At 35.5% G+C, this 22,232-nt stretch carries 19 protein-coding genes; all 19 read right to left on the bottom strand.

Translation table 11 applies throughout. From position 1 onward, the window contains the following. Positions 1-219: 219 nt before the first annotated feature. On the bottom strand, positions 220-816 hold the full coding sequence (dpaB, locus tag NST63_RS15785; protein ID WP_078109086.1) for a dipicolinate synthase subunit B: 597 nt from the start codon (positions 814-816) through the stop codon (positions 220-222). Beyond that, positions 817-1,716 carry a dipicolinic acid synthetase subunit A gene (gene dpaA, locus NST63_RS15790; RefSeq protein WP_078109085.1) on the bottom strand — a complete coding sequence of 300 codons (900 nt, stop codon included), beginning with the start codon at positions 1,714-1,716 and terminating at the stop codon, positions 817-819. It lies immediately after the preceding gene. A 132-nt stretch (positions 1,717-1,848) separates the two neighbouring features. Beyond that, the gene (locus tag NST63_RS15795) at positions 1,849-2,088 is read right to left on the bottom strand and encodes a YlmC/YmxH family sporulation protein (RefSeq protein WP_058002698.1); all 240 of its coding nucleotides are present in this window, start codon (positions 2,086-2,088) and stop codon (positions 1,849-1,851) included. 133 nt (positions 2,089-2,221) lie between these two features. Next, positions 2,222-3,457, bottom strand: coding sequence for a M16 family metallopeptidase (locus NST63_RS15800; protein ID WP_058002697.1), 1,236 nt, complete (start codon positions 3,455-3,457; stop codon positions 2,222-2,224). Between the two features lie 50 nt (positions 3,458-3,507). Beyond that, positions 3,508-4,488, bottom strand: coding sequence for a polysaccharide deacetylase family protein (locus tag NST63_RS15805; RefSeq protein WP_078109094.1), 981 nt, complete (start codon positions 4,486-4,488; stop codon positions 3,508-3,510). A gap of 134 nt (positions 4,489-4,622) precedes the next feature. Then, a complete protein-coding gene (gene pnp / locus NST63_RS15810; RefSeq protein ID WP_078109084.1) occupies positions 4,623-6,743 on the bottom strand; it encodes a polyribonucleotide nucleotidyltransferase in 2,121 nt (706 codons plus the stop codon). A gap of 473 nt (positions 6,744-7,216) precedes the next feature. Continuing rightward, positions 7,217-7,486 (bottom strand): 30S ribosomal protein S15, encoded by a 270-nt coding sequence (rpsO, locus tag NST63_RS15815; RefSeq protein ID WP_058002695.1) that lies wholly within the window; start codon positions 7,484-7,486, stop codon positions 7,217-7,219. A gap of 122 nt (positions 7,487-7,608) precedes the next feature. Beyond that, entirely contained in the window at positions 7,609-8,568 is a 960-nt protein-coding gene (gene ribF, locus NST63_RS15820) for a bifunctional riboflavin kinase/FAD synthetase (RefSeq protein ID WP_078109083.1), read from the bottom strand. 15 nt (positions 8,569-8,583) lie between these two features. Then, positions 8,584-9,492 carry a tRNA pseudouridine(55) synthase TruB gene (truB, locus tag NST63_RS15825; protein ID WP_078109082.1) on the bottom strand — a complete coding sequence of 303 codons (909 nt, stop codon included), beginning with the start codon at positions 9,490-9,492 and terminating at the stop codon, positions 8,584-8,586. Positions 9,493-9,668: 176 nt separating this feature from the next. Then, entirely contained in the window at positions 9,669-10,013 is a 345-nt protein-coding gene (rbfA, locus tag NST63_RS15830; protein ID WP_058002692.1) for a 30S ribosome-binding factor RbfA, read from the bottom strand. 17 nt (positions 10,014-10,030) lie between these two features. Next, positions 10,031-10,309: a DUF503 domain-containing protein gene (locus NST63_RS15835; RefSeq protein WP_058002691.1), complete on the bottom strand. Its 279-nt coding sequence runs from the start codon at positions 10,307-10,309 to the stop codon at positions 10,031-10,033. Continuing rightward, positions 10,306-12,501, bottom strand: a complete 2,196-nt coding sequence (gene infB, locus NST63_RS15840) for a translation initiation factor IF-2 (RefSeq protein ID WP_058002690.1) — start codon at positions 12,499-12,501, stop codon at positions 10,306-10,308. Before infB ends, NST63_RS15835 begins: the two co-directional genes overlap by 4 nt. A 21-nt stretch (positions 12,502-12,522) precedes the next feature. After that, positions 12,523-12,825: a YlxQ family RNA-binding protein gene (locus NST63_RS15845; protein ID WP_058002689.1), complete on the bottom strand. Its 303-nt coding sequence runs from the start codon at positions 12,823-12,825 to the stop codon at positions 12,523-12,525. A gap of 4 nt (positions 12,826-12,829) precedes the next feature. Then, positions 12,830-13,105: an RNase P modulator RnpM gene (gene rnpM, locus NST63_RS15850; RefSeq protein ID WP_058002688.1), complete on the bottom strand. Its 276-nt coding sequence runs from the start codon at positions 13,103-13,105 to the stop codon at positions 12,830-12,832. Between the two features lie 12 nt (positions 13,106-13,117). After that, positions 13,118-14,242, bottom strand: a complete 1,125-nt coding sequence (gene nusA, locus NST63_RS15855; protein WP_071976696.1) for a transcription termination factor NusA — start codon at positions 14,240-14,242, stop codon at positions 13,118-13,120. 103 nt (positions 14,243-14,345) lie between these two features. Continuing rightward, complete coding sequence (gene rimP, locus NST63_RS15860; protein WP_058002686.1) at positions 14,346-14,813, bottom strand: ribosome maturation factor RimP; 468 nt, start codon at positions 14,811-14,813, stop codon at positions 14,346-14,348. A gap of 316 nt (positions 14,814-15,129) precedes the next feature. After that, positions 15,130-19,449, bottom strand: coding sequence for a PolC-type DNA polymerase III (locus NST63_RS15865; RefSeq protein ID WP_078109080.1), 4,320 nt, complete (start codon positions 19,447-19,449; stop codon positions 15,130-15,132). 351 nt (positions 19,450-19,800) lie between these two features. Continuing rightward, a complete protein-coding gene (gene rseP / locus NST63_RS15870) occupies positions 19,801-21,060 on the bottom strand; it encodes an RIP metalloprotease RseP (RefSeq protein ID WP_078109079.1) in 1,260 nt (419 codons plus the stop codon). Positions 21,061-21,076: 16 nt separating this feature from the next. Next, the gene (gene dxr / locus NST63_RS15875; RefSeq protein ID WP_078109078.1) at positions 21,077-22,222 is read right to left on the bottom strand and encodes a 1-deoxy-D-xylulose-5-phosphate reductoisomerase; all 1,146 of its coding nucleotides are present in this window, start codon (positions 22,220-22,222) and stop codon (positions 21,077-21,079) included. Positions 22,223-22,232 lie beyond the last annotated feature (10 nt).

A 22,232-nucleotide genomic window follows, 5' to 3' on the forward strand; every position in this document is an offset into this window, starting at 1 on the left:
CACTTTTACACCTTACTTTTTTATTAAAGGTTATTTTTCTTATAATAAATGCTTAAATAATAAATTTTATTTTATCATATATATCGTTGTTTCTATACTTTTTTATGCTAATTTGCTAAAAAGAGAATGTTAAACTTATTTCATTGCAGAAGGGCTGTCTCATAAATTGACTTATTGAGACAGCCTCTATTTTATTTATTGGAAAAATTTTTATTTTACCTATTCATCACGAAAACGTTCTACAATGACTGGTTGAAGTTGCTTCCCTTCGAGAGCAGCTTCGACTGTGTCTTGTAAGGATGACATTCTCGCTACCATTGAGTTAGGCTTCTTTTCAGGATCATCCTGTCCGTAAGGTATAAAATAAATATTTTTTGTAGACATTAAACGCATTAAATTCACGCCATTTAAACCTAGTGCATCATTTGTTGAGATACCCAATACAACAGGTTTCCCATTTCTTAATGTAGCTTTAGCAGCCATAAGAACAGGTGAATCAGTTAAAGCATTCGCCATTTTACTCATCGAATTACCAGTTAATGGTGAAATCACCATACAATCGAGCGGTAGCTTTGGCCCAAGAGGTTCAGCATCTACAATTGTATCAATCACCTTACGACCTGTCACTTCTTCAATTTTTTCGATCCACTCTTCACCTGCTCCAAATCTTGTGGTTGTACTTTTGACAGTAAATGTAACGACGGGAATCACTTCTGCACCTGCATCTACCAATTTCTTTATTTCAGGATAAACAGCATCGTAAGTGCAATGAGATCCTGTTAATCCAAATCCGATTCTTTTCCCTTGTAAACTCATTTATAATGACCCCTTTCTTTTAATTACATCTTCATCTAAAAGCTGTACTAATACATTACCAAGGATTTGACCTGCAGATTTAGGCGCAACAATACCAGGTAGACTTGGTGCTAATAATGCTTTAATTCCTCTTTTTTCTGCATAACGAAAATCTGTTCCACCTGGTTTAGATGCTAAATCAATAATTAATGTTTGAGTGGGCATTTTTTGAATGATTGCAGCGTTAACAATTAAATGTGGAATTGTATTAATACAAATATCAAGATCCTTTACTTCATTTCCCAAATCATTTAAATGAAAAGGCTGTAATCCCATCTCTTGAATTCGTGCAATATGTTCTGTCTTTCTTGCGCCTACCTTCACCTTTGCCCCTAAATGGTGAAAGGCTCTAGCAACACTCATTCCAACCCTACCTAAACCTAATACTGCTACAGTGGAACCATGAATAGTAAATTCAGTATGTTGAATAGCCATCATAATGGTTCCTTCAACTGTTGGAATTGAGTTGTATATTGCTACATCGTCGCGTTCAAATAATTTCACCAATTTACGATTCGCTTTTTTAGTTATATGATCTAAATAAGAATTACTGATCCCCGAATAAATCGTGCAATGTGACGGGGTTTTTAAAAGGATATCTTCCGTTAATATCACTTCTTCATTGGAAAATATCGTATCTACTTCCCCCTCTTGATTTGTTCCTGGAACAGGTAAAATAATGGCATCAATTTCGCTAAAATTCACTTCATTTATCTTTTCTTTATAAACTCCTGAGAAAACATGATCTAATTGCTCAAATCCTATTAAAGACAGTCTTGCGTCTAATTCTGCTAATTTGCGGATTACCTCAAGCTGACGAGCGTCTCCTCCAATTACGGCAATCTGCAATCCTGTCAACATCAATATCGTCACCTTCTTAAAAGATTATCGCCTATCACTTCAATATCTTATGTGGAGTAATTGAATTCGGTGATTTATCTAATAAAAATAAAAACAGATTGACTTTATTGCCAATCTGTCCTTTTTCATATTCTAATAGTTATTTTCAGGCACCTCGAGAATAATCATTTCTGAGCCAATGGTTCTAATATGCTGCCAAGGTACCCTTATTTCACTGCTTTGTTTCCGCATCCATTTACCGGTTGGGATAATTAACGATTGAATTTGTCCAGATTTTTCGTTAAATTCAATATCAGTATGGCCTAATACTCCTAATCGTTCTGCTTTTTTAAAATCAACAATTTCCTTTCCACTTAATTCACTTAATCGCATAAAATATCCCCTTTCTCACCCCACTATTCTATTACAATATATCGCTTGCCATCGTTTTTTAGAACATGCTTTCAATCTTCCATATGCACAATAAAAAAACTGTCTGAAGGATTACTTCAGACAGTGCAGTGTATTAAATATTTTTTGGTAATCTTCCGTCAGGGCTTACTAAAGAAACAGAATAATGCGGAGTAAAGATTTTTTGAGCTAATTGATTAACTTGATCAATTGAAACTTTGTCAATCACTTCGACAATTTCATCAAGTGACCGATGTTTCCCTAATAAGAGCTCATTCTTACCGTTTCTACTCATGCGACTATTCGTGCTTTCTAAACTTAGCATTAGGCTTCCTTTTAACTGCTCTTTACAATTTTGAACTTCTTTGACGGTTACACCAGTATTTTTTAAATTGTTTAACGTTGATTGGATAGTATCAAATAAGTGATCTAATTGTTTAGCACCAGTACCGGCATAAATCGTTACCATCCCTGTATCCTTAAATGATGAATGATAGGAAAATACGGAATAAGCTAGTCCTTTTTGTTCGCGTACTTCTTGGAATAGTCTAGAAGACATACTACCCCCTAATATATTATTTAAAACAATCAAATCGTAAATGTCCTCATGACCTATAGGTAACCCCTCAAACCCGAGGCATAGGTGTGCTTGTTCCGTATCCTTTTTTCTAACGGTCTTATTTGTATGAAAGGTAGGAATATGCTCATTTCTATCAGTATTTCCTCCCTCATATGAACCAAATAGTGATTCAATTTCTTTAATAAAGGAATCAGACACATTTCCTGCAACAGATATAACTACTTGGTCCGGTGTATACATGTTGTGCATATATTCCTTAAGTGTTTGTCCCGTAAAAGTATCTAAAGTTTCCTCTGTACCTAGGATTGGATAACCTAATGGATGATTTTCATAGACTGCCTTACTTAACAGATCATGAACAATATCATCAGGGGTATCTTCATACATTTTTATTTCTTCATAGACTACATTTTTTTCCTTTTTTAATTCCTCGTCAACAAATGTAGAGTTGAAGAACATATCCGCTAGTGTATCTAAAGCGAATTGTGCATGATTATCAAGTACTTTAGCATAATAGCAAGTATATTCTTTTGAAGTAAATGCATTAACTTGTCCGCCTATTGAATCAAATGCCTCAGCAATTTCCTTGGCACTCTTTGTTTTTGTACCTTTAAAAAACATATGTTCTAAAAAGTGGGATATCCCATTATTATCTGGATTTTCATTTCTTGAGCCTGTTCCTATCCATATTCCAATAGCAACTGAGCGAACCGTTGGGATTTCTTCATGTACAATTCTAAGTCCGTTTTGGCATGTATATTTCTTTATCAATGTCTAATCCTCCAAACTAGGTGTATTCACTATTAGGTCTTCTGAGATACCTACTTCTTTTCTATTTTTAGTTTTCCATCATTCACTTTAATAATCCGTTCTTCGTCCAATAATTTTGATACAGTTCCTATTCTTAGATCCTTTTTCCTGATTTCATTAATTAATTGATCCAGAGCTTTTGCAGTTGATTCTGTAGGATGCATAAGAATCAGTGCCCCAGGATGAACTTTTGATATGACGCGGGTAACAATGGTTTCAGGTGATGGTTTTTGCCAATCAACTGTATCAACACTCCACATAATTGTTTGCATATTCATAGAATCAGCTATTTTGACAACTTCATCCCGATAACTTCCACTAGGTGGGGCGAATAATCGAATTTGTTTTTCTGTCGTTGCTTTAATAACTTGATTTGTATTAATTAATTCTTCACGAACACGATCAGATGAAAGTGTTTTTAAATCTGGATGAGTATAAGAATGATTCCCTATTTCGTGACCTGCTTCTACAATCATTTTTGCCATATCAGGATTATTTTTCGCCCATCTGCCTTCTAAGAAAAAAGTCGCATGAATATTGTGATCCTTTAATGTTTTTAGCATTGATGGAATATATTCATTTCCCCATGCCACATTAATTAAAAAACTTACCATTGGTTTATCAGGGTTTCCTCGATAAATGGGGGCAGCAGGTAAGTCTTTTAAATGAACAGAAGGTGGGACTTGTTTGAATACTAATTTGTTTTCATCAAATTGTTTATCTTGCTTCATATTTTTATATGAGGCTTTTATATCGACTTCAATCCCATTGTATCCAGGTATCGCCTTCCAAACCTTATCAATTCGTGCATCCTGTGGTTTAATTGAATATTGATCCGCCTTATTAACTATTTGATTATATAAATCATTTTGATCAGTAGATATGTATTCTGCATCTAATTTTAAAGTTGCTAAATAGGTTTCCGTTAACGGATTATTAATGATTGACAATGTAAGGATAGCAATCAGAATGATTCCAATCAAGTTTTTTATTTTATTCACCTTATTTTCCTCCCTTATCTAAAAAATATGATGAAGTAGGACAAGGTAGAACAACAAAAGAAACATACAGATTGGGATCGCCAAAAAACTAATTAAAATGAAAAAAGCCAGGTTCATTCCTGACTTTACTCTTTTTTATCACTATTTTCATTTTGTTCTTTTAAAACGGCTTTACGTGAAAGATTCACTCTGCCTTGATTATCGATCTCTAGTACTTTTACAAGGATCTCGTCACCGATTTTCAACACATCTTCAACCTTCTTAATGCGTTCCTCGGCAATTTCAGATATGTGAACGAGTCCATCTTTTCCACTGAAGATTTCAACAAAGGCACCAAATTTTTCAATACGTTTCACTTTGCCTAAATAAATTTGACCAACTTCTACTTCACGAACAATATCTTCAATAATCTTTTTCGCTTTTTTATTCATTTCTTCTTCTGTAGAAGAGATAAAGATTGTTCCATCTTGTTCGATATCAATTTTAACGCCTGTTTCCTCAATAATTTTATTAATTTGCTTACCACTTGGTCCAATTACATCTCTGATTTTATCTGGATTAATTGTCATTGTTAAGATCTTAGGTGCATAAGCAGATAATTCACCACGAGGATTAGATATTGTTGACATCATATGATTTAAAATTTGCATACGACCTTTTTTCGCCTGTTGCAAAGCTTCTTCAAGAATCTGTCTAGATAAACCCTCAATCTTTATATCCATCTGTAGCGCTGTTACACCTTTTTCTGTTCCAGCAACTTTAAAATCCATATCACCTAAATGGTCTTCCATTCCCTGAATATCTGTTAGGATCGTATAATGTTCACCTGATTTTACAAGCCCCATAGCAATACCAGCTACCGGTGCCTTAATCGGTACACCCGCATCCATCATAGCTAGTGTACTTGCACAAATACTAGCTTGTGATGTTGATCCATTCGATTCTAGAACTTCCGAAACTAATCTAATTGTATACGGGAACGTTTGCTCGTTAGGAATAACTGGCTCTAACGCTCTTTCCCCTAATGCACCATGACCAATTTCTCTTCGTCCAGGTCCTCTCATAGGTCCGGTTTCACCCACACTAAATTGAGGGAAATTATAGTGGTGCATAAAACGTTTTGATTCTTCAATACCTAAACCATCAAGAATTTGTACATCTCCAAGTGCTCCAAGCGTACATATACTTAATGCTTGGGTTTGTCCACGAGTAAACAATCCGGAACCATGTGTTCTTGATAAAATACCCACCTCAGAAGAAAGCGGACGAATTTCGTCAATTTTCCGACCATCAGGACGTACTTTTTCTTCTGTAATTAAGCGACGTACTTCACCTTTAACTAATTTATTTAAAATTTGTTTTACTTGTTTTAATGTGTCTTCTTCTAATTCTTCTTGTTCTTCATATTTAGCAATGACTTCGTCTTTTACCGTTTGGATGGCTTCCTCACGTGCATGTTTTTCTTGAACTTGAATCGCCTTGATTAAGTCAGTCTCACAAATGGAACGAACTTCTTTCTCTAGTGCTTCATCAATTTCATATAAGGTGACTTCCATTTTTTCTTTGCCAATTTTTTCAACAATTTCTTCTTGGAAAGCAATTAATCGTTTAATTTCCTCATGACCAAACATAATTGCTTCTAGCATATTTTCTTCTGGTACTTCATCTGCACCAGCTTCAACCATGTTAATTGCATCTTTCGTACCCGCTACAGTTAGATGCATATCACTTTTTTCCATCTGTTCAACAGTTGGGTTAATCACGAATTCACCATCAATTCTTCCCACAATCACACCAGCAATTGGACCTTCAAATGGAATGTCTGAAACAGATAATGAAAGTGATGAACCAAACATAGCAGCCATTTCTGATGGGCAATCTTGATCTACGCTCATAACGATACTAACGACTTGAACTTCATTTCTAAATCCATCAGCAAATAATGGACGAATAGGTCGGTCGATTAAACGACTTGCAAGTATTGCTTTCTCACTCGGTCTACCTTCCCTTTTGATAAACCCTCCTGGTATTTTACCTACAGCATATAGACGTTCTTCATAATTCACTGTAAGTGGGAAGAAATCTACAGATTTTGGTTCCTTTGAAGCTGTTGCCGTACTTAATACTGCTGTATCTCCATAACGTACAAGAACGGCACCATTGGCTTGTTTAGCAAGCTGACCGATTTCAACAGTTAATTTTCTGCCGGCCCAATCAATACTAAAAATTTGTTTTTCTTGATCCATATAAAAACTCCTTTCCACCTTTCTCCCTTTTTCTCCATCTAAAAAAAATGGGACAAAGAATAAATTTATTTTATTATTTTTTCTTTTATTACACAAAGGCTGTTTTCGTATAGTTTGTTGCTTTGTATAAGCCTACTACCGGTCTTACACCTAAAAAAGGCTTTCGACGGTTCTTATAAAGTCTGCAACTCTTTTCATCATGAAAGGAAGGAGCACATGTCAACAACCTATATTAGGCTAAAACATGATCTAAATAGCAACAATGTTAAAAAAAGAGCCTAAACAAAAAACAACTTACAAAACTTTTGTGTTCTATTTTTTTGACTTTATATTATGTATTGTAAACAAAAAAATCGAAAAGTTTATCACTACTTTTTGGGAGTTACCGAAAAATAATTATTTTTTCTATCGCTTTTATTGCTAACAAAAAAGCGGGAATTATCCCGCTTCTCTTGTTAAATAAGCAACTTAAATTAACGACGTAAGCCTAATTTGTTAATAAGCTCACGGTAACGTTGAACATCTTTGTTACGCAAATAAGTTAGTAAGTTACGACGCTTACCAACCATTTTCATTAGACCACGACGAGAATGGTGATCTTTTTTGTGTGTACGTAAGTGATCATTCAAATTATTAATATCCTCAGTAAGGATTGCAATCTGAACTTCTGGAGATCCAGTATCAGTTTCGTGAACTTTAAATTGGTTAATAATTTCATTTTTGCGTTCTTGTGAAATTGCCATCCTTTTCACCTCCTAAAAAATAGATAATCCCCTGTTACTGAGCAAGCGTCGGTGATTCGACTTGCCAAGCAAAGGTTCATTACACTGTACTAGAATACTACTATTTAACAAAAAAAACAAGTCTACATTAAATTTTTTTCAAAGTATTTGATGGTTTCTAATGTATCGTTAGAAATTTGTTCCTTAAGTTGGTCGATTCCATCAAACTTTTTCTCATCTCTAATTCGTTTATGCCATTCAATCTTTACTTCTTCCCCATAAATCGATTGATCAAAATCAATAATATGAACTTCGATCGTTAACATATACTCTTCTTCTTTTTTAAATGTTGGTTTAAAGCCAATATTACAAACTCCATTTAACCATTTATGATTTACCTTGATTTTTACTGCATAAACTCCTGGTTTCGGTAGAATATAATCACTATTCAATTGAATATTCGCTGTAGGAAATCCGATTTGTCTACCTCTTTTTTCACCATGAATGACAATTCCATTAGTTTGATAGAAACGTCCTAAAACATTTTGTACCCCAAGCATATCACCATTACTCAATAATTCTCGCGTTAATGTCGAACTCACTTTTTCTTCCCCTTCTTCATTTACCACCAATTTATCTACCTTAGAATAAGTAAATCTTTCTTTTGCATGAATAGGTAATGTTTCCATCGTACCTTTCCCAAATTTACCATAAGAAAAATCAAATCCTGCTACAACATGTTGCACATTTAAACCACAAATATATTGATCAACATATTCTTCTGGCGAAAGATTAGCAAAGCTTGATGTAAATCGAACAATAAATAAATAATCAATGCCCATTGTTTGAATTAATTGTTTCTTGTCCTCTAATGGTGTAATCAATTGGATTTGCTTATTTTTTTGACTTAGCACTACTGAAGGGTGCGGATCAAAAGTCATAACTGCACTCTTCCATTCATTTTCTTCAGCAATTGCTTTCGCTAACTTGATTACTTTTTGATGGCCTAAGTGAATACCATCGAAATATCCAAGGGCCATAACTAATGGAGGAAAATCTTCTTTTTTTAAATCATGTGGATGATGTATTGTAATGACTTTCAACTATCTCACCTTTTTCTATCCATTCAGAACTTTAACTGGTTTAATTAAATATGGTTTTTCTGGATGAATTTTATAAATTGCAATCACTTGATTTTGATAAATTACAGCGACCTCTTGTTCTCCATAAGTCCAAAAATCGTCTTTTGGTAACACTGCACCATTTAACACTTTCTCTGCTAATGTATCATTTATCACCATTTTGGGCAAATGAGAAAGACCACGATCCAACGGCTGGATATAATTTTCTAATTTATGATCTTCTAATCCCTTTTCAATATCAGAAAATGTGACACACTCTTTCTCAGAAAAAGAACCTGATGAGATACGGGTCAGAGCTGACATATGTGCAGGATAGCCTAAAAGCTCACCCATTGTTACTGCTAAGGTTCGAATATATGTCCCTTTTCCACATTTTACACGAAAGCTAAATGAGATATTTTCTCCTGTAAACACTTCTCGTTCATCCAATAATTCGATTTCATAAATATGAACCCATCTAGATGGGCGCTCTACTTCTATCCCTTTTCTTGCATATTCATATAAACGCTTTCCATTCACTTTTACAGCTGAATACATCGGAGGAGTTTGTTGAATTTCTCCTTGTAACGAATTTAGTACATCAATAATTTCCTGGCGATTTATATCCCTAGTTACCTGTTTTTCTTGTACTACTTCACCACTAGCATCTTCTGTTGTCGTAGAGAATCCTAAAGTTACTTCACCAACATATTCTTTACCTGCATTTGTTATGTATTCGGCAATCTTTGTTGCTTTTCCTAGACAAATTGGTAATACACCAGTGACATCAGGGTCAAGAGTTCCTGTATGTCCAACCTTTTTCATCTTCAACATTTTGCGAATTTTGAATACGCAATCATGGGAAGTCATTCCTTTGGGCTTCCATAGCGGAAGAATTCCGTCCATATGTATTGTTACACTCCTTTTTAAAGGCTCATTTCTAAAATTGCTATTTAAATAAGGTGTAGAAAAGAGCTCGTAACTTAATTTATTGATTACACAAAATATATGCAAAATCACGCATATACCTTTTAAAAAAGCTTTAAAAAATGGATAGACGAAGGGTGTCTATCCATTTTTTCTCACTTATCTGGGTTGATTTCTTTTAACAATGTTTCAATACGATTTCCATATTCAATGGACTCGTCGATAGCAAATGATAATTCTGGAGTCTTACGTAAACGAATTCTATGTCCAACTTCAGAACGAATAAACCCTTTTGCTTTTTCTAATGCATTTAATGTATTTTCTCTTTGTTTATGATCACCTAATACGGTTAAATAGACCGTTGCTTGCTGTAAATCACCTGTTACTTGTACATCTGTTACTGTAACAAATCCTATACGTGGATCTTTTATTTTTCTGCCAATGATTTCACTAAGCTCTTTCTTCATTTGCTCACCGACACGATTTGCACGAAGGTTCATAAATAAAACACCTCACATTACAACCATTCGTAAATGGTATCTAATCTTTCCCATTCAGGAAAGGAATCTAAAAATCTCAAGGAATTTTCCAGTTCTCTTTCTGCGGAAAATTGAGTTGAAGATACAGTAACAATCGCAATCTTTGTACGTTGCCACATATCTTGATAATCAATTTCTGAAACAGAGACATTAAACTTTTGTTTTAATCGACTCATTGTCCTTTGTAGAACAGCTCGTTTTTCTTTTAACGAGCTTGTTTCAAAGATGCGGAATTCACATTCCACATAGCCTATCATGCACGCTCGACTTCTTCCATAATAAAGGCTTCAATGATATCTCCCTCTTTAATATCATTGTAATTTTTAATCGTAATACCACACTCATAGCCTTGGCTAACTTCTTTTGCATCATCTTTATAACGTTTTAGTGTATCAATTTCACCTTCAAAAATAACGACGCTGTTACGGATAATACGAATTCCACTATCACGTGTTATTTTTCCATCAGTTACATAGCATCCTGCAATTGTACCCACTTTTGATACTTTAAAGGTTTGACGTACTTCCACTTGTCCAATGATTTTTTCATGGAATTCTGGATCAAGCATACCTTTCATCGCAGATTCAATTTCCTCAATTGCCTTATAAATAATGCGATGTAAACGAATATCAACATTTTCTGCTTCCGCTGCACGTTTAGCATTTACATCTGGTCGTACATTGAAGCCAATAACAATTGCATTTGATGCTGCTGCAAGTGAAATATCAGATTCATTAATTCCACCAACTGCTGTGTGGATGATTCGAACATTCACACCTTCAACATCAATCTTTTGAAGGGAAGCTGCTAACGCTTCTACAGATCCTTGAACATCTGCTTTAATAATAATATTAATGTCCTTCATTTCGCCTTGTTTCATTTGCTCAAAAAGAGTATCTAGACTAACTCGAGCTGTCTCATTGCGTTGTGCTTGAAGAACTTGTTGCGCTCTTGCTTCACCCACTTGACGGGCAGTCTTCTCATCATCAAATACAACAAAACGGTCTCCTGCTTGAGGAACATCATTTAATCCAGTAATTTCTACTGGTGTAGATGGTCCAGCTTCTTTTACACGACGACCTAAATCATTTACCATCGCGCGCACACGCCCAAAGGTATGACCAACAACAATTGGATCTCCCACATGCAATGTACCATTTTGTACTAGTAGAGTCGCTACCGAACCACGCCCTTTATCAAGCTGTGCTTCGATCACAGTCCCAACAGCTTTTCGATTGGCATTTGCTTTATATTCCTCAACCTCAGATACAAGGAGAATCATTTCAAGCAAATTATCGATTCCTTCACCTGTTTTTGCTGAAATAGGAACAAAGATAGTATCTCCACCCCAATCCTCGGGAACAAGACCATGCTCTGTTAGTTCTTGCATTACACGATCAGGATTAGCTGATGGTTTATCCATCTTATTGACAGCTACGATAATTGGAACATTTGCTGCCTTCGCATGATTAATGGCTTCAACTGTTTGTGGCATAACACCATCATCTGCAGCCACAACTAATATAGTGATATCTGTAATTTGTGCCCCACGAGCACGCATAGTTGTAAATGCAGCATGTCCTGGTGTATCCAAGAAAGTAATTTTCTTCCCATTCACTTCAACTTGGTAAGCACCGATATGTTGAGTAATTCCACCTGCTTCACCAGCAGTAACCTTCGTATTACGAATAGAGTCTAATGTTGTTGTTTTACCATGGTCAACATGCCCCATTATTGTAACAACAGAAGGACGTTCTTCTAGTTCAACTTCATTATCTTCAGTGAAATACACTTCAAGATCTGTGGTATCAATTTGGATCTCTTCTTCCACTTCAACACCATAATCTGTAGCAATAAGTTCGATTGAATCTTTATCAAGCTCATTATTAATAGTTGCTACAACACCTAGCATGAATAGCTTTTTAATTAATTCTGATGGCTCTCTGTGGAGCTTTTTCGCAAGTTCTGCTACAGTTAAGGAACCACTAAATGTAATTTTACTTGGGAGTTCCTTTTTCTTAGGTGGTTGTGATTGTTGTTGCTGCGGTCTTTGTTTGTTCTTACTATTTTTATTATTTTTATATTGATTATTTTTTTGTTTTCCTTTATTTCCGTCGTTCTTATTTGACTTTACATCATTATTTTTTGGTTTATGTTTTGGTTGTGTAGTTTCATTCACGAGGCTCTCTTCAACTTCCATTTCTTTTTGTCTATTTTTTTTCTGGTCTTCCACTTTATTTTGATTCTTTTGATTAGAATTATGATTTGAATTAGATGCTTGTGTTTTATTCTTTGAGCTTAACCATTCATCTAATTTATTAATAGCATTCCCATCAATCATTGACATATGATTAGATACTTCAACATTCATTTCTTTAAGCTTTGAAATGATTTCTTTACTAGATACATTTTTTTGTTTTGCATATTCATATATCCGAACTTTACTCATATGTTCACCCCCACCTATGATTCAGCCGAGCAATAATTCTAATTTTTTTGCAAAGCCATTATCCATCACAGCAACGACAACTCTTGCTTCTTTTCCAATCGCTGACCCGAGAGTTTCTCTTGAACTAATTCGTTTAATCGGGACCTGATAATACTGACATTTGTCTTGGATTTTTTTGGCTGTATTTTCTGATGCATCATTTGATAGAAGAACAAGCTTTGCATGTTTATTTTTTACTTCTTTTACAACAAGCTCCTCACCCGAAATAACCTTCCTTGCTCGATTCGCTAGCCCAAGTAGTGACATTGCTTTTTGTTCACTCATTAATTTAGAGATTCTCCCTTTCAACGAATCGGATTAATTCGTCATAGATTGAATCATCAATAGCTACTTCTAGATGGCTAGCCAATATGTTTTTTTTCTTGGCAAGTAGGATGGCATCTTTATCTTTAGACAAATATGCGCCTCTTCCTGATTTTTTTCCATTCGGATCAATTGATACTTCCCCATCTTTAGAACGAACAATTCGTATCATTTCTTTTTTAGGTTTCATTTCGCCTGTTGCAACACATTTTCTTAAAGGAATTTTCCTTTTTGTAGCCATTTAGATCGCCTCCTATTCGAAATCATCCTCATCTATTTCGAATGTATCATCTAGCTGATCTTCATTACTGAATAAATTATCTTCTCTTGGATATATCCCTAACTCGCGAGCTTCAGATTCACTTTTGATATCAATTTTCCATCCAGTCAATTTTGCTGCTAGACGGGCATTTTGACCACGTTTACCAATCGCAAGAGAAAGTTGATAATCAGGGACGATAACAGTTGTCGCTTTTTCTTCCTCATCAACAATCACTTCGAGAACCTTTGAAGGACTTAAAGCATTCGCAACAAACGTTACTGGATCATCAGACCATTCGACAATATCAATTTTTTCACCTTTTAATTCATTCACAATTGCCTGAACCCTTGCACCTTTAGGTCCAACACATGCACCAACAGGGTCTACATCAGCTTGATCAGTATAAACAGATATTTTCGAACGATCTCCAGCTTCACGTGCAACAGATCTAATTTCAACTGTGCCATCGTAAATTTCCGGAACTTCAATTTCAAATAGACGTTTTAATAGTCCAGGATGTGTCCGAGAAACAAAGATTTGTGGCCCTTTTGTTGTCTTTTCAACTTTCGTAATGTACACCTTGATACGGTCATGAGGACGATAAGACTCATTAGGCATTTGTTCACTTTGCGCAAGCAGCGCTTCAATTTTACCTAAATTCACGTAAATAAATCGAGGATCTTGTCTTTGAACGATTCCAGTCATAATATCATCTTCACGATCGATAAATTCACTGTATATGATGCCTCTTTCAGCTTCACGTACACGTTGGGTGACTACTTGTTTTGCTGTTTGTGCAGCAATTCTACCAAAGTCCTTTGGTGTTACTTCAATTTCTACAACATCTCCTACTTCATACGCAGGATTAATTTTTTGTGCATCCTCAACTGAGATTTCTAGTCGTGAATCAAAAACTTCGTCGACTACATCCTTCCTTGCAAATACACGCATCGTGCCGTTCCCTAAATTCAAGTCTGTACGAACGTTTTGCGCTTGATTAAAATTTCTTTTGTATGCTGACACTAGTGCAGCTTCGATGGCTTCTATGATAACATCGCGAGAAATTCCTTTCTCTTTTTCTAAAATAATTAGAGCATCCAAAAGTTCTGTGCTCATGGAAACGTCATCCCCCTCAAATATAAATAAAAAACTCTATGAGTTAATGTTGTTAATTCTAACGTAAATTCGTCAGAATGAGCTTTTGTAAATTAGATAAATATTAAAATACAATAGCTAGACGGGCTTTGGCCACTTTTTCAAAAGGTATTTCTACTTGTTTCGTTCTAGTTTTCACTTTCATTTCAAGTTTGACATGATCACCTGTAAATTCAAGTAGTTTTCCCTCAAATTCCTTCTCACCATCAATTGGCTCGTAGGTTTTAATATTTACATGCTTTCCTACAGCTTTTTCAAAATCCTTTTCCTTTTTCAAAGGGCGTTCAGCACCAGGAGAGGATACTTCCAGAAAGTAATTATTAGGGATTGGATCTAATTCGTCCAATTTTTCCCCAAGACGTTCACTTACTATCCCACATTCTTCAATATCGATTCCATTATCCTTATCTATAAATACGCGAAGAAACCAATTCTTTCCTTCCTTAACATATTCAATGTCAACAAGTTCAAGATCCATATCTAGAATGATTGGTGCAACGAGTTCTTCTACAACGTCCGTAACTTTGCTCATAAAAACCTCCTGATTAACAATTCGTAAATTTGATAAAAGTAAATTAATCATCATAGAAGCAAAATGGACAAATCCCTGAGTAAACCGTGTAATAAACACGAAAGAGTGGGTATGAAGCCCCACTCTTTCCAAGAGTTATCAGTAGTATTTCCAATAAAAATATACCATAACCAAAATTTATATGCAAATAGAAATGCGGAAGTGACTGGGTTAGACCCGACTAGCAAATGGGATAATCCGCTTTTTTGATTTCCCTAATGGGCGAACCTTCCTTTTTTATATTCCTATACACGTCTTGTTCAACGATTTATAGAATTTAGAACAATGACAGCTGATTTTGCTCTGGAAGTGATTCTAAGCAGCCATGTTTATCAAGGTATTCAATAATCGTCTTCGATACTTTTCCACGTTGTTGTAGATCCTCCTTGGAAAGGAATTCCCCATCCTCACGTGCTTTAACGATATTTAATGCCGCATTTGTTCCAAGCCCAGGAATGGCATTAAATGGTGGAATGAGAGAATTACCATCTATAACAAATTCACTTGCCTTTGATCGATAAAGATCAACTTTTTGGAAATTGAATCCTCTTTCGCACATTTCAAGACATAGCTCTAAAACAGTCAATAAACTTTTTTCTTTCGTCGATGCATCCAGCCCTTTTGCATTTATTTCTTCAATTTTTGAACGGATAGAAATTGATCCACGTACCATTGACTCTAAATCAAAATCTTCTGCTCTAACGGTAAAATATGCAGCATAGTATAAAAGTGGTAAATGTACTTTAAAGTACGCAATTCGTACTGCCATTAATACATATGCAGCAGCATGTGCCTTAGGGAACATGTATTTAATTTTCTTACAGGAATCAATATACCATTCTGGAACATTCTGATTGCGCATTTCTTCTTCCATTTCCGGTTGAAGACCCTTCCCTTTACGGACAGATTCCATGATTTTGAACGCTAACGACGGTTCCAAACCTTGATAGATTAAATAAACCATTATATCATCACGACACCCAATAACTTCTGGAAGTATACAAGTTCCATTTTGAATGAGCTCCTGTGCATTTCCTAACCATACATCCGTTCCATGTGAAAGCCCAGATATCTGAACCAATTCTGAGAATGTTGTTGGTTTAGTATCCTCAAGCATCTGCCGCACGAACCTCGTTCCGAACTCTGGTATTCCTAATGTACCTGTTTTACACATGATCTGCTCTTGAGTAACTCCTAATGAATCGGTATTGCTAAATATTTGCATAACCACAGGATCATCTGTTGGAATTGTTTTCGGATCGATTCCGCTTAAATCCTGCAGCATCCTTATCATCGTAGGATCATCGTGTCCCAGAATATCAAGCTTCAAGACATTATCATGAATCGAATGAAAGTCAAAATGGGTAGTTTTCCATTCCGATTCTCGATCATCTGCAGGGAATTGGATTGGAGTAAAATCATATACATCCATATAATCAGGAATAACAATAATCCCACCTGGATGCTGTCCTGTTGTTCTTTTTACCCCTGTACACCCTTGAACAAGGCGATCAACTTCAGCTCCACGTAACGTTAAGTTATTGTCTTGAGTATATCCTCTCACATAACCATAAGCAGTCTTTTCTGCAACCGTTCCAATCGTTCCAGCACGATAAACATACTCCTCACCGAATAAAACTTTCGTATAATTATGAGCACGGGGTTGATATTCACCAGAGAAGTTTAGATCAATATCCGGTACTTTATCTCCTTTAAAACCAAGGAATGTTTCAAAGGGAATATCATGTCCGTCTTTTTTGTATTTTGCTCCGCAATTTGGACAATCCTTATCTGGTAAATCGAACCCAGACCCAACTGATCCATCATTGAAAAACTCAGATGTTTTGCATTTAGGACAGATATAATGTGGGGGTAACGGATTTACTTCTGTAATTTCGGTCATCGTTGCAACTAAAGATGAGCCAACAGATCCCCGTGAACCAACTAGATAACCATCATCCAATGATTTTTTTACAAGCTTATGCGAGATTAAATAAATTACAGCAAATCCATGTCCAATTATACTTTTTAATTCTTTTTCAAGTCTTGCCTCTACAATTTCCGGAAGTTCTTCACCATAAATACTTCTAGCCATTGTATAGCTCATATTTCGAACTTCTTCTTCTGCACCTTCAATTTTAGGTGTGTATAAATCATCTTTAATTGGTTTAATTTCATCTATCATATCTGCAATTTTATTGGTGTTAGTTACAACTATTTCTTTCGCCTTTTCCTCACCTAAGAAAGCAAATGCTTTTAGCATTTCATCCGTTGTTCGAAAATGAACATTTGGCAATTGGTGGCGATTCAGCGGATTTGCCCCTGCTTGGGAATTAATTAATATCTTTCGATAAATCTTATCTTCTGGATTTAAATAATGGACATTACCAGTTGCAACGACTGGTAAATTTAATTTTTCGCCAAGCTTTACGATGTTCATGATTATTTCTTCTAATGATTTCTCATCCTTAACAAGTTCCATTTCTATTAAATGGGCATAAACCTCTTTAGGATGCACTTCTAAATAATCATAGAATTTCGCTGTTTCTTCCACCTCATCAGGTGCCTTTTGCATCATTCCTTCAAATACTTCTCCTTTATCACAGGCGGAACCTACAAGTATACCTTCACGATATTTTTGTAATTGGGACCTTGGAATCCTTGGCACACGATAAAAATAATCTATATGAGCTAATGAAATAAGTTTAAATAAATTTTTTAACCCTTTCTCGGTTTGGGCTAGTAATGTGCAGTGAGAAGGACGAGCACGCTTATACGCACCACCTTTACCCATATAATCATTAAATTGATCATGGTATTCAATTCCTTGCTTACTGGCATCTTTTAATAATTTAATTAAAATATACCCTGTTGCTTCAGCATCATAAATCGCACGGTGATGCTGTGTTAATTCGATATCGAATTTTTTTGCTAATGTATTTAAACGATGGTTTTTAAATTCTGGATATAGCAATCTAGCAACTTCCAATGTATCAATAACTGGATTTGTGGCTTTTGGCAAACCAATCTTTTGATATCCGACATTGATAAACCCCATATCAAAGGAAGCATTATGGGCAACTAGAACATCATTTCCAGACCACTCTAGGAATTTTCGCAAAACAATGTCTACATCTGGTGCACTTTCAACCATATCATCCGTTATTCCTGTTAATTCAATGGTAGTGTTGGACAAACGATGGTGTGGGTTTGCAAAGGATTCAAAACGATCGATGATTTCCCCATTATGAATTTTGACGGCCGCAAGTTCAATAATGGTATCATAAACTGCAGATAACCCCGTAGTTTCAACGTCAAATACGACAAACGTATCATCACTTAACAGACGATGGGCATCATTATATGTTATCGGTACTCCATCATCAACTAAGTTTGCTTCTACCCCATATAATATCTTTATATCATTTTTCTTTCCCGCACCAAATGCCTCAGGGAAGGATTGTGCCACTCCATGGTCTGTAATGGCAATAGCTTTATGCCCCCATTTTTTTGCTTGTTTAACTAAATCACTAACTGAAGTGACCGCATCCATTTGGCTCATCGGTGAATGAAGATGAAGTTCAACTCTTTTCTCATCATCTGGTGCTACATCTTGTCTTAATCTAGGTTTGATTTCATTTAAGTCATTGGCTATCATGACCAGGTCGCGAACGAATGTATCGTTTTGGATACTTCCGCGAGCACGAAGCCACATACCCTTTTTTACTTGATTAAGGATTTGTGCATCCTCTTTATCACGGGAAAACACTTTAACTAGGATAGAGCTCGTATAATCAGTGATTTTAAAGGTTAATAATGTTCTACCACTACGAAGTTCCTTTGTCTCAGCAAAAAAGACATAGCCTTCAATCGTAATTCTTCTTTCTTCATCAACGATTTCTTCCATTCTACGGAACGTATCATCATCCTTAATCGTCAAGCCAATCATCACTGGACCTTCCGGAGCACTAGCATCATTCGGTTCTGCATCCTTTTTCTGCATTTCCATGACAGCAAGCTTTGCTCGTTCTTCATCCTCTTTTTGTTTAGCCTCAATAAACTTCTTATATTCTTCATTTGATTCATTTTGCCCGATTTCAGAATCAATCATCATTAATGGAAATCCAAGATTTTGATAAATAGTTGAGATAATTTCCCCATATTTTTGCTTTAATGTTCTTGCCTCTGTATCGTTTCTTGCTTGTATGGTAAGTTTATTCCCTTTTAATTTTGGTACTTGTCCATTTAAAAGGGATAAAAGCATAGGTGAAATACCATCTAATTCTTTTACACAATAACTCCAGTAATCTAATACTTCTTTTTCAGAAATTTGTGTATCCATTACCCGTATGGAAAAATCCACTTGTGCAATATGATGGAACACATGTCTTAATTGTGTTGAAAAACGATAAAAAATTTCATACGGTAAAACGCGCTCTAATAAAAAATAAAAATGCCAACTTTTTTTATTTTTTTCAACTACTAGTTTCTCAATCTCAGCATTCGCAAACGATTGAACAACCATATTATCAGTCAAATTTAACTGCTGTAATAATACGCGAAATCTTTCTTTCCTGTCGGCGGGATTATTCGTCATATCTACCTCTCCCATCCATTTATTTTTATTTCTATTCCTTACACCAATTTGGTACTTACCTAATAATAAAAAAAGCCCTAACGAATTTCAATGTAAAACATTAAGGAAAATTTGCCTTTTAATTGATGTCAGAAGGATCAATTGCTCTTTATTACAGATTTAGTGGTTATTATGAAAGTTACAGCTAGCTCTTTTCCAAAGTAAAATGAAGAGGATTAGCGTTCTTCACCAGATATTTATTAGTAAAACTTTACCTAAATATATCAATGTTTGAGAAAAGAGCCTGTATAAAAATATTCCTTCTTAATACGTAATAAAAGCAATCGGTTTAATTTCCGATTGCTTTCAATTTTAAAGGAAGAATCTTTGTATATCATTCCATGTTACGATAATCATTAACAGCATGAGCAATGCAAAACCAATGAAATGCACCATACCTTCTTTTTGACGATCAATTGGTTTCCCTCTTAATGCCTCTACCCCGAAGAATAATAGTCTTCCACCATCAAGTGCAGGGATAGGTAGTAGATTCATGATTCCAAGATTAATGCTAAGGAGTGCTCCCCATTTCATTAAGTACAACACACCAGATTTAGCAACTACCTCTGTTGATTTGTAGATACCAACAGGTCCTGAAAGCATGTCAATAGAGAATTGTCCAGTAACAAGTTTACCTAGCATACGGAATATCTCAATTGTCCATTGATAGGTTTGTTGAACACCATAAGTGGCTACCTTTAAAGGAGATTTTTCAACAGGATTTAGTACCCCAATTCTTCCTACTTCCTTTTCACCTTCTTTTTCTGCTTTCGGTGTTACGGCAATATCTTTTGTTTGATTATTACGTTCAATCGTGAACATTAATTCTTCACCTGGATGCTTTTGAATAACATCCACAATATCTTCCCAACTTGAAATTTCAGAGCCATCAATACTAATAACTGTGTCCCCAGTATGCAGTCCAGCCTGTTTGGCAGCACCATCATTTGTCAACTTGCCTAGTATTGGATCATTTGTGGGAACACCTTGAATGATCGCTAAAATGGTAAATATAACAATTGCCAAAACAAAATTCATCATCGGTCCGGCAAATATGGTCATCGCACGTTTTCCTAATGACTTTGAGGCAAATTGTCGATCCCACGGTGCTATTTGGGTTTCCACTTGATCCTCAACAATAACAGCTTCTTTCATAAGGGAGAAGGTTTTTAATGTTTCATCGTCCTCTTCCTCATATCCTTTAATGATTAGATCATGATCTAAATCAGCAGATTCTACCTCAATTAGTCGAATATTAGGATATCTGTTTTTACCGTTAAGAACAATTTTCTCCACTTGTTCCTTATCATTAAAAATCAATCCAACACGTTGACCAGCTTTCAAATCGAGCATTTCCTGATCTTCACCAGCCATACGCACATAGCCACCTATAGGTAGTAATCTTATCGTATAAAGGGTTTCATTCTTTTTAAATGACAAGATCTTCGGACCAAAGCCTATCGCAAATTCGCGACAAAGTATTCCCGCCCTTTTGGCAAAGTAAAAATGACCTGCTTCATGGAAGAAGACTAATGCGCCAAAAATAATTATAAACGCTATGACAGTAGTCAAATGTAAAACCACCTTTTTAGAAGAGTGTGTTTATATATACTCTTGTTTCTTGATCAATTTCTTTAATTGTATCCAAGTCAGGATGTTTAATCACATTATGCCTATCTAAAGCTCTTTCTATCAATTCATCAATTTGTAAAAAGGCAATTTTTTTATTTAAAAAGGCATTGACCGCAGCCTCATTAGCTGCATTTAAAACTGTAGGTAATGATCCGCCAGTCCTCCCTGCATCATATGCAAGTTTTAAGCAATGAAATCTCTTATAATCCATTTTTTCAAAATTTAGTTTACCAATGTCCTCTAAATTCAGTCTCTTTCCTGATGGTAAAGGAAGTCTGTTCGGATAGGATAATGCATATTGAATCGCAACTCGCATATCAGGCGAACCCAATTGTGCTTTTATACTTGTATCTTGGAATTCTACCATGGAATGAATGATACTCTCTCTATGCAATACTACATCAATTTTATCAAAAGGTATATCAAATAGCCAATGTGCTTCAATTACTTCCAATCCCTTATTCATCATTGTTGCTGAATCAATGGTAATTTTAGCACCCATTGACCAATTCGGATGATTTAATGCCTCTTCTACTGTGACCCCAATTAAATCCTCTCTAGTCTTGTCCCGAAAACTACCGCCAGAAGCGGTGATAATCAGGCGATCAATTTCGCTATCCTTCTCTCCTTGCAGACACTGAAATATTGCAGAATGCTCACTATCTACTGGAAGAATGCTTACACCATGTTGTTCCGCTGCAGACATAACTAAATGTCCAGCCGTTACAAGTGTTTCTTTATTTGCAAGTGCAATGGTTTTTCCCGCTTGGATGGCATGTAATGTTGGAAAAAGTCCGACACTCCCCATTACAGCATTAACTAAAATAGTTGCTTTCTCATAGATGGCTACTTCCAATAAGCCGTTTTGACCATATGAAAGGCGTATAGAATGTCCGTATTCCGCTTTTAATTTTTCATAGTCATCTTGATTTTGTACTGAAACTAATTCCGGTTTAAATTCAGAAATAATTTTTCTCGTTAATTCGATATTTTTACCGACTGTAATTGCAACTAAACAAAATTGTTCAGGATGATTTCGAATTACGTCTAATGTTTGAGTACCAATAGAACCTGTAGCACCCATTAAACTAATATATTTCATGTTTTCAACT

This window comes from Heyndrickxia sp. FSL W8-0496 (assembly GCF_038007825.1).
Lineage (GTDB): Bacteria > Bacillota > Bacilli > Bacillales > Bacillaceae_C > Heyndrickxia > Heyndrickxia oleronia.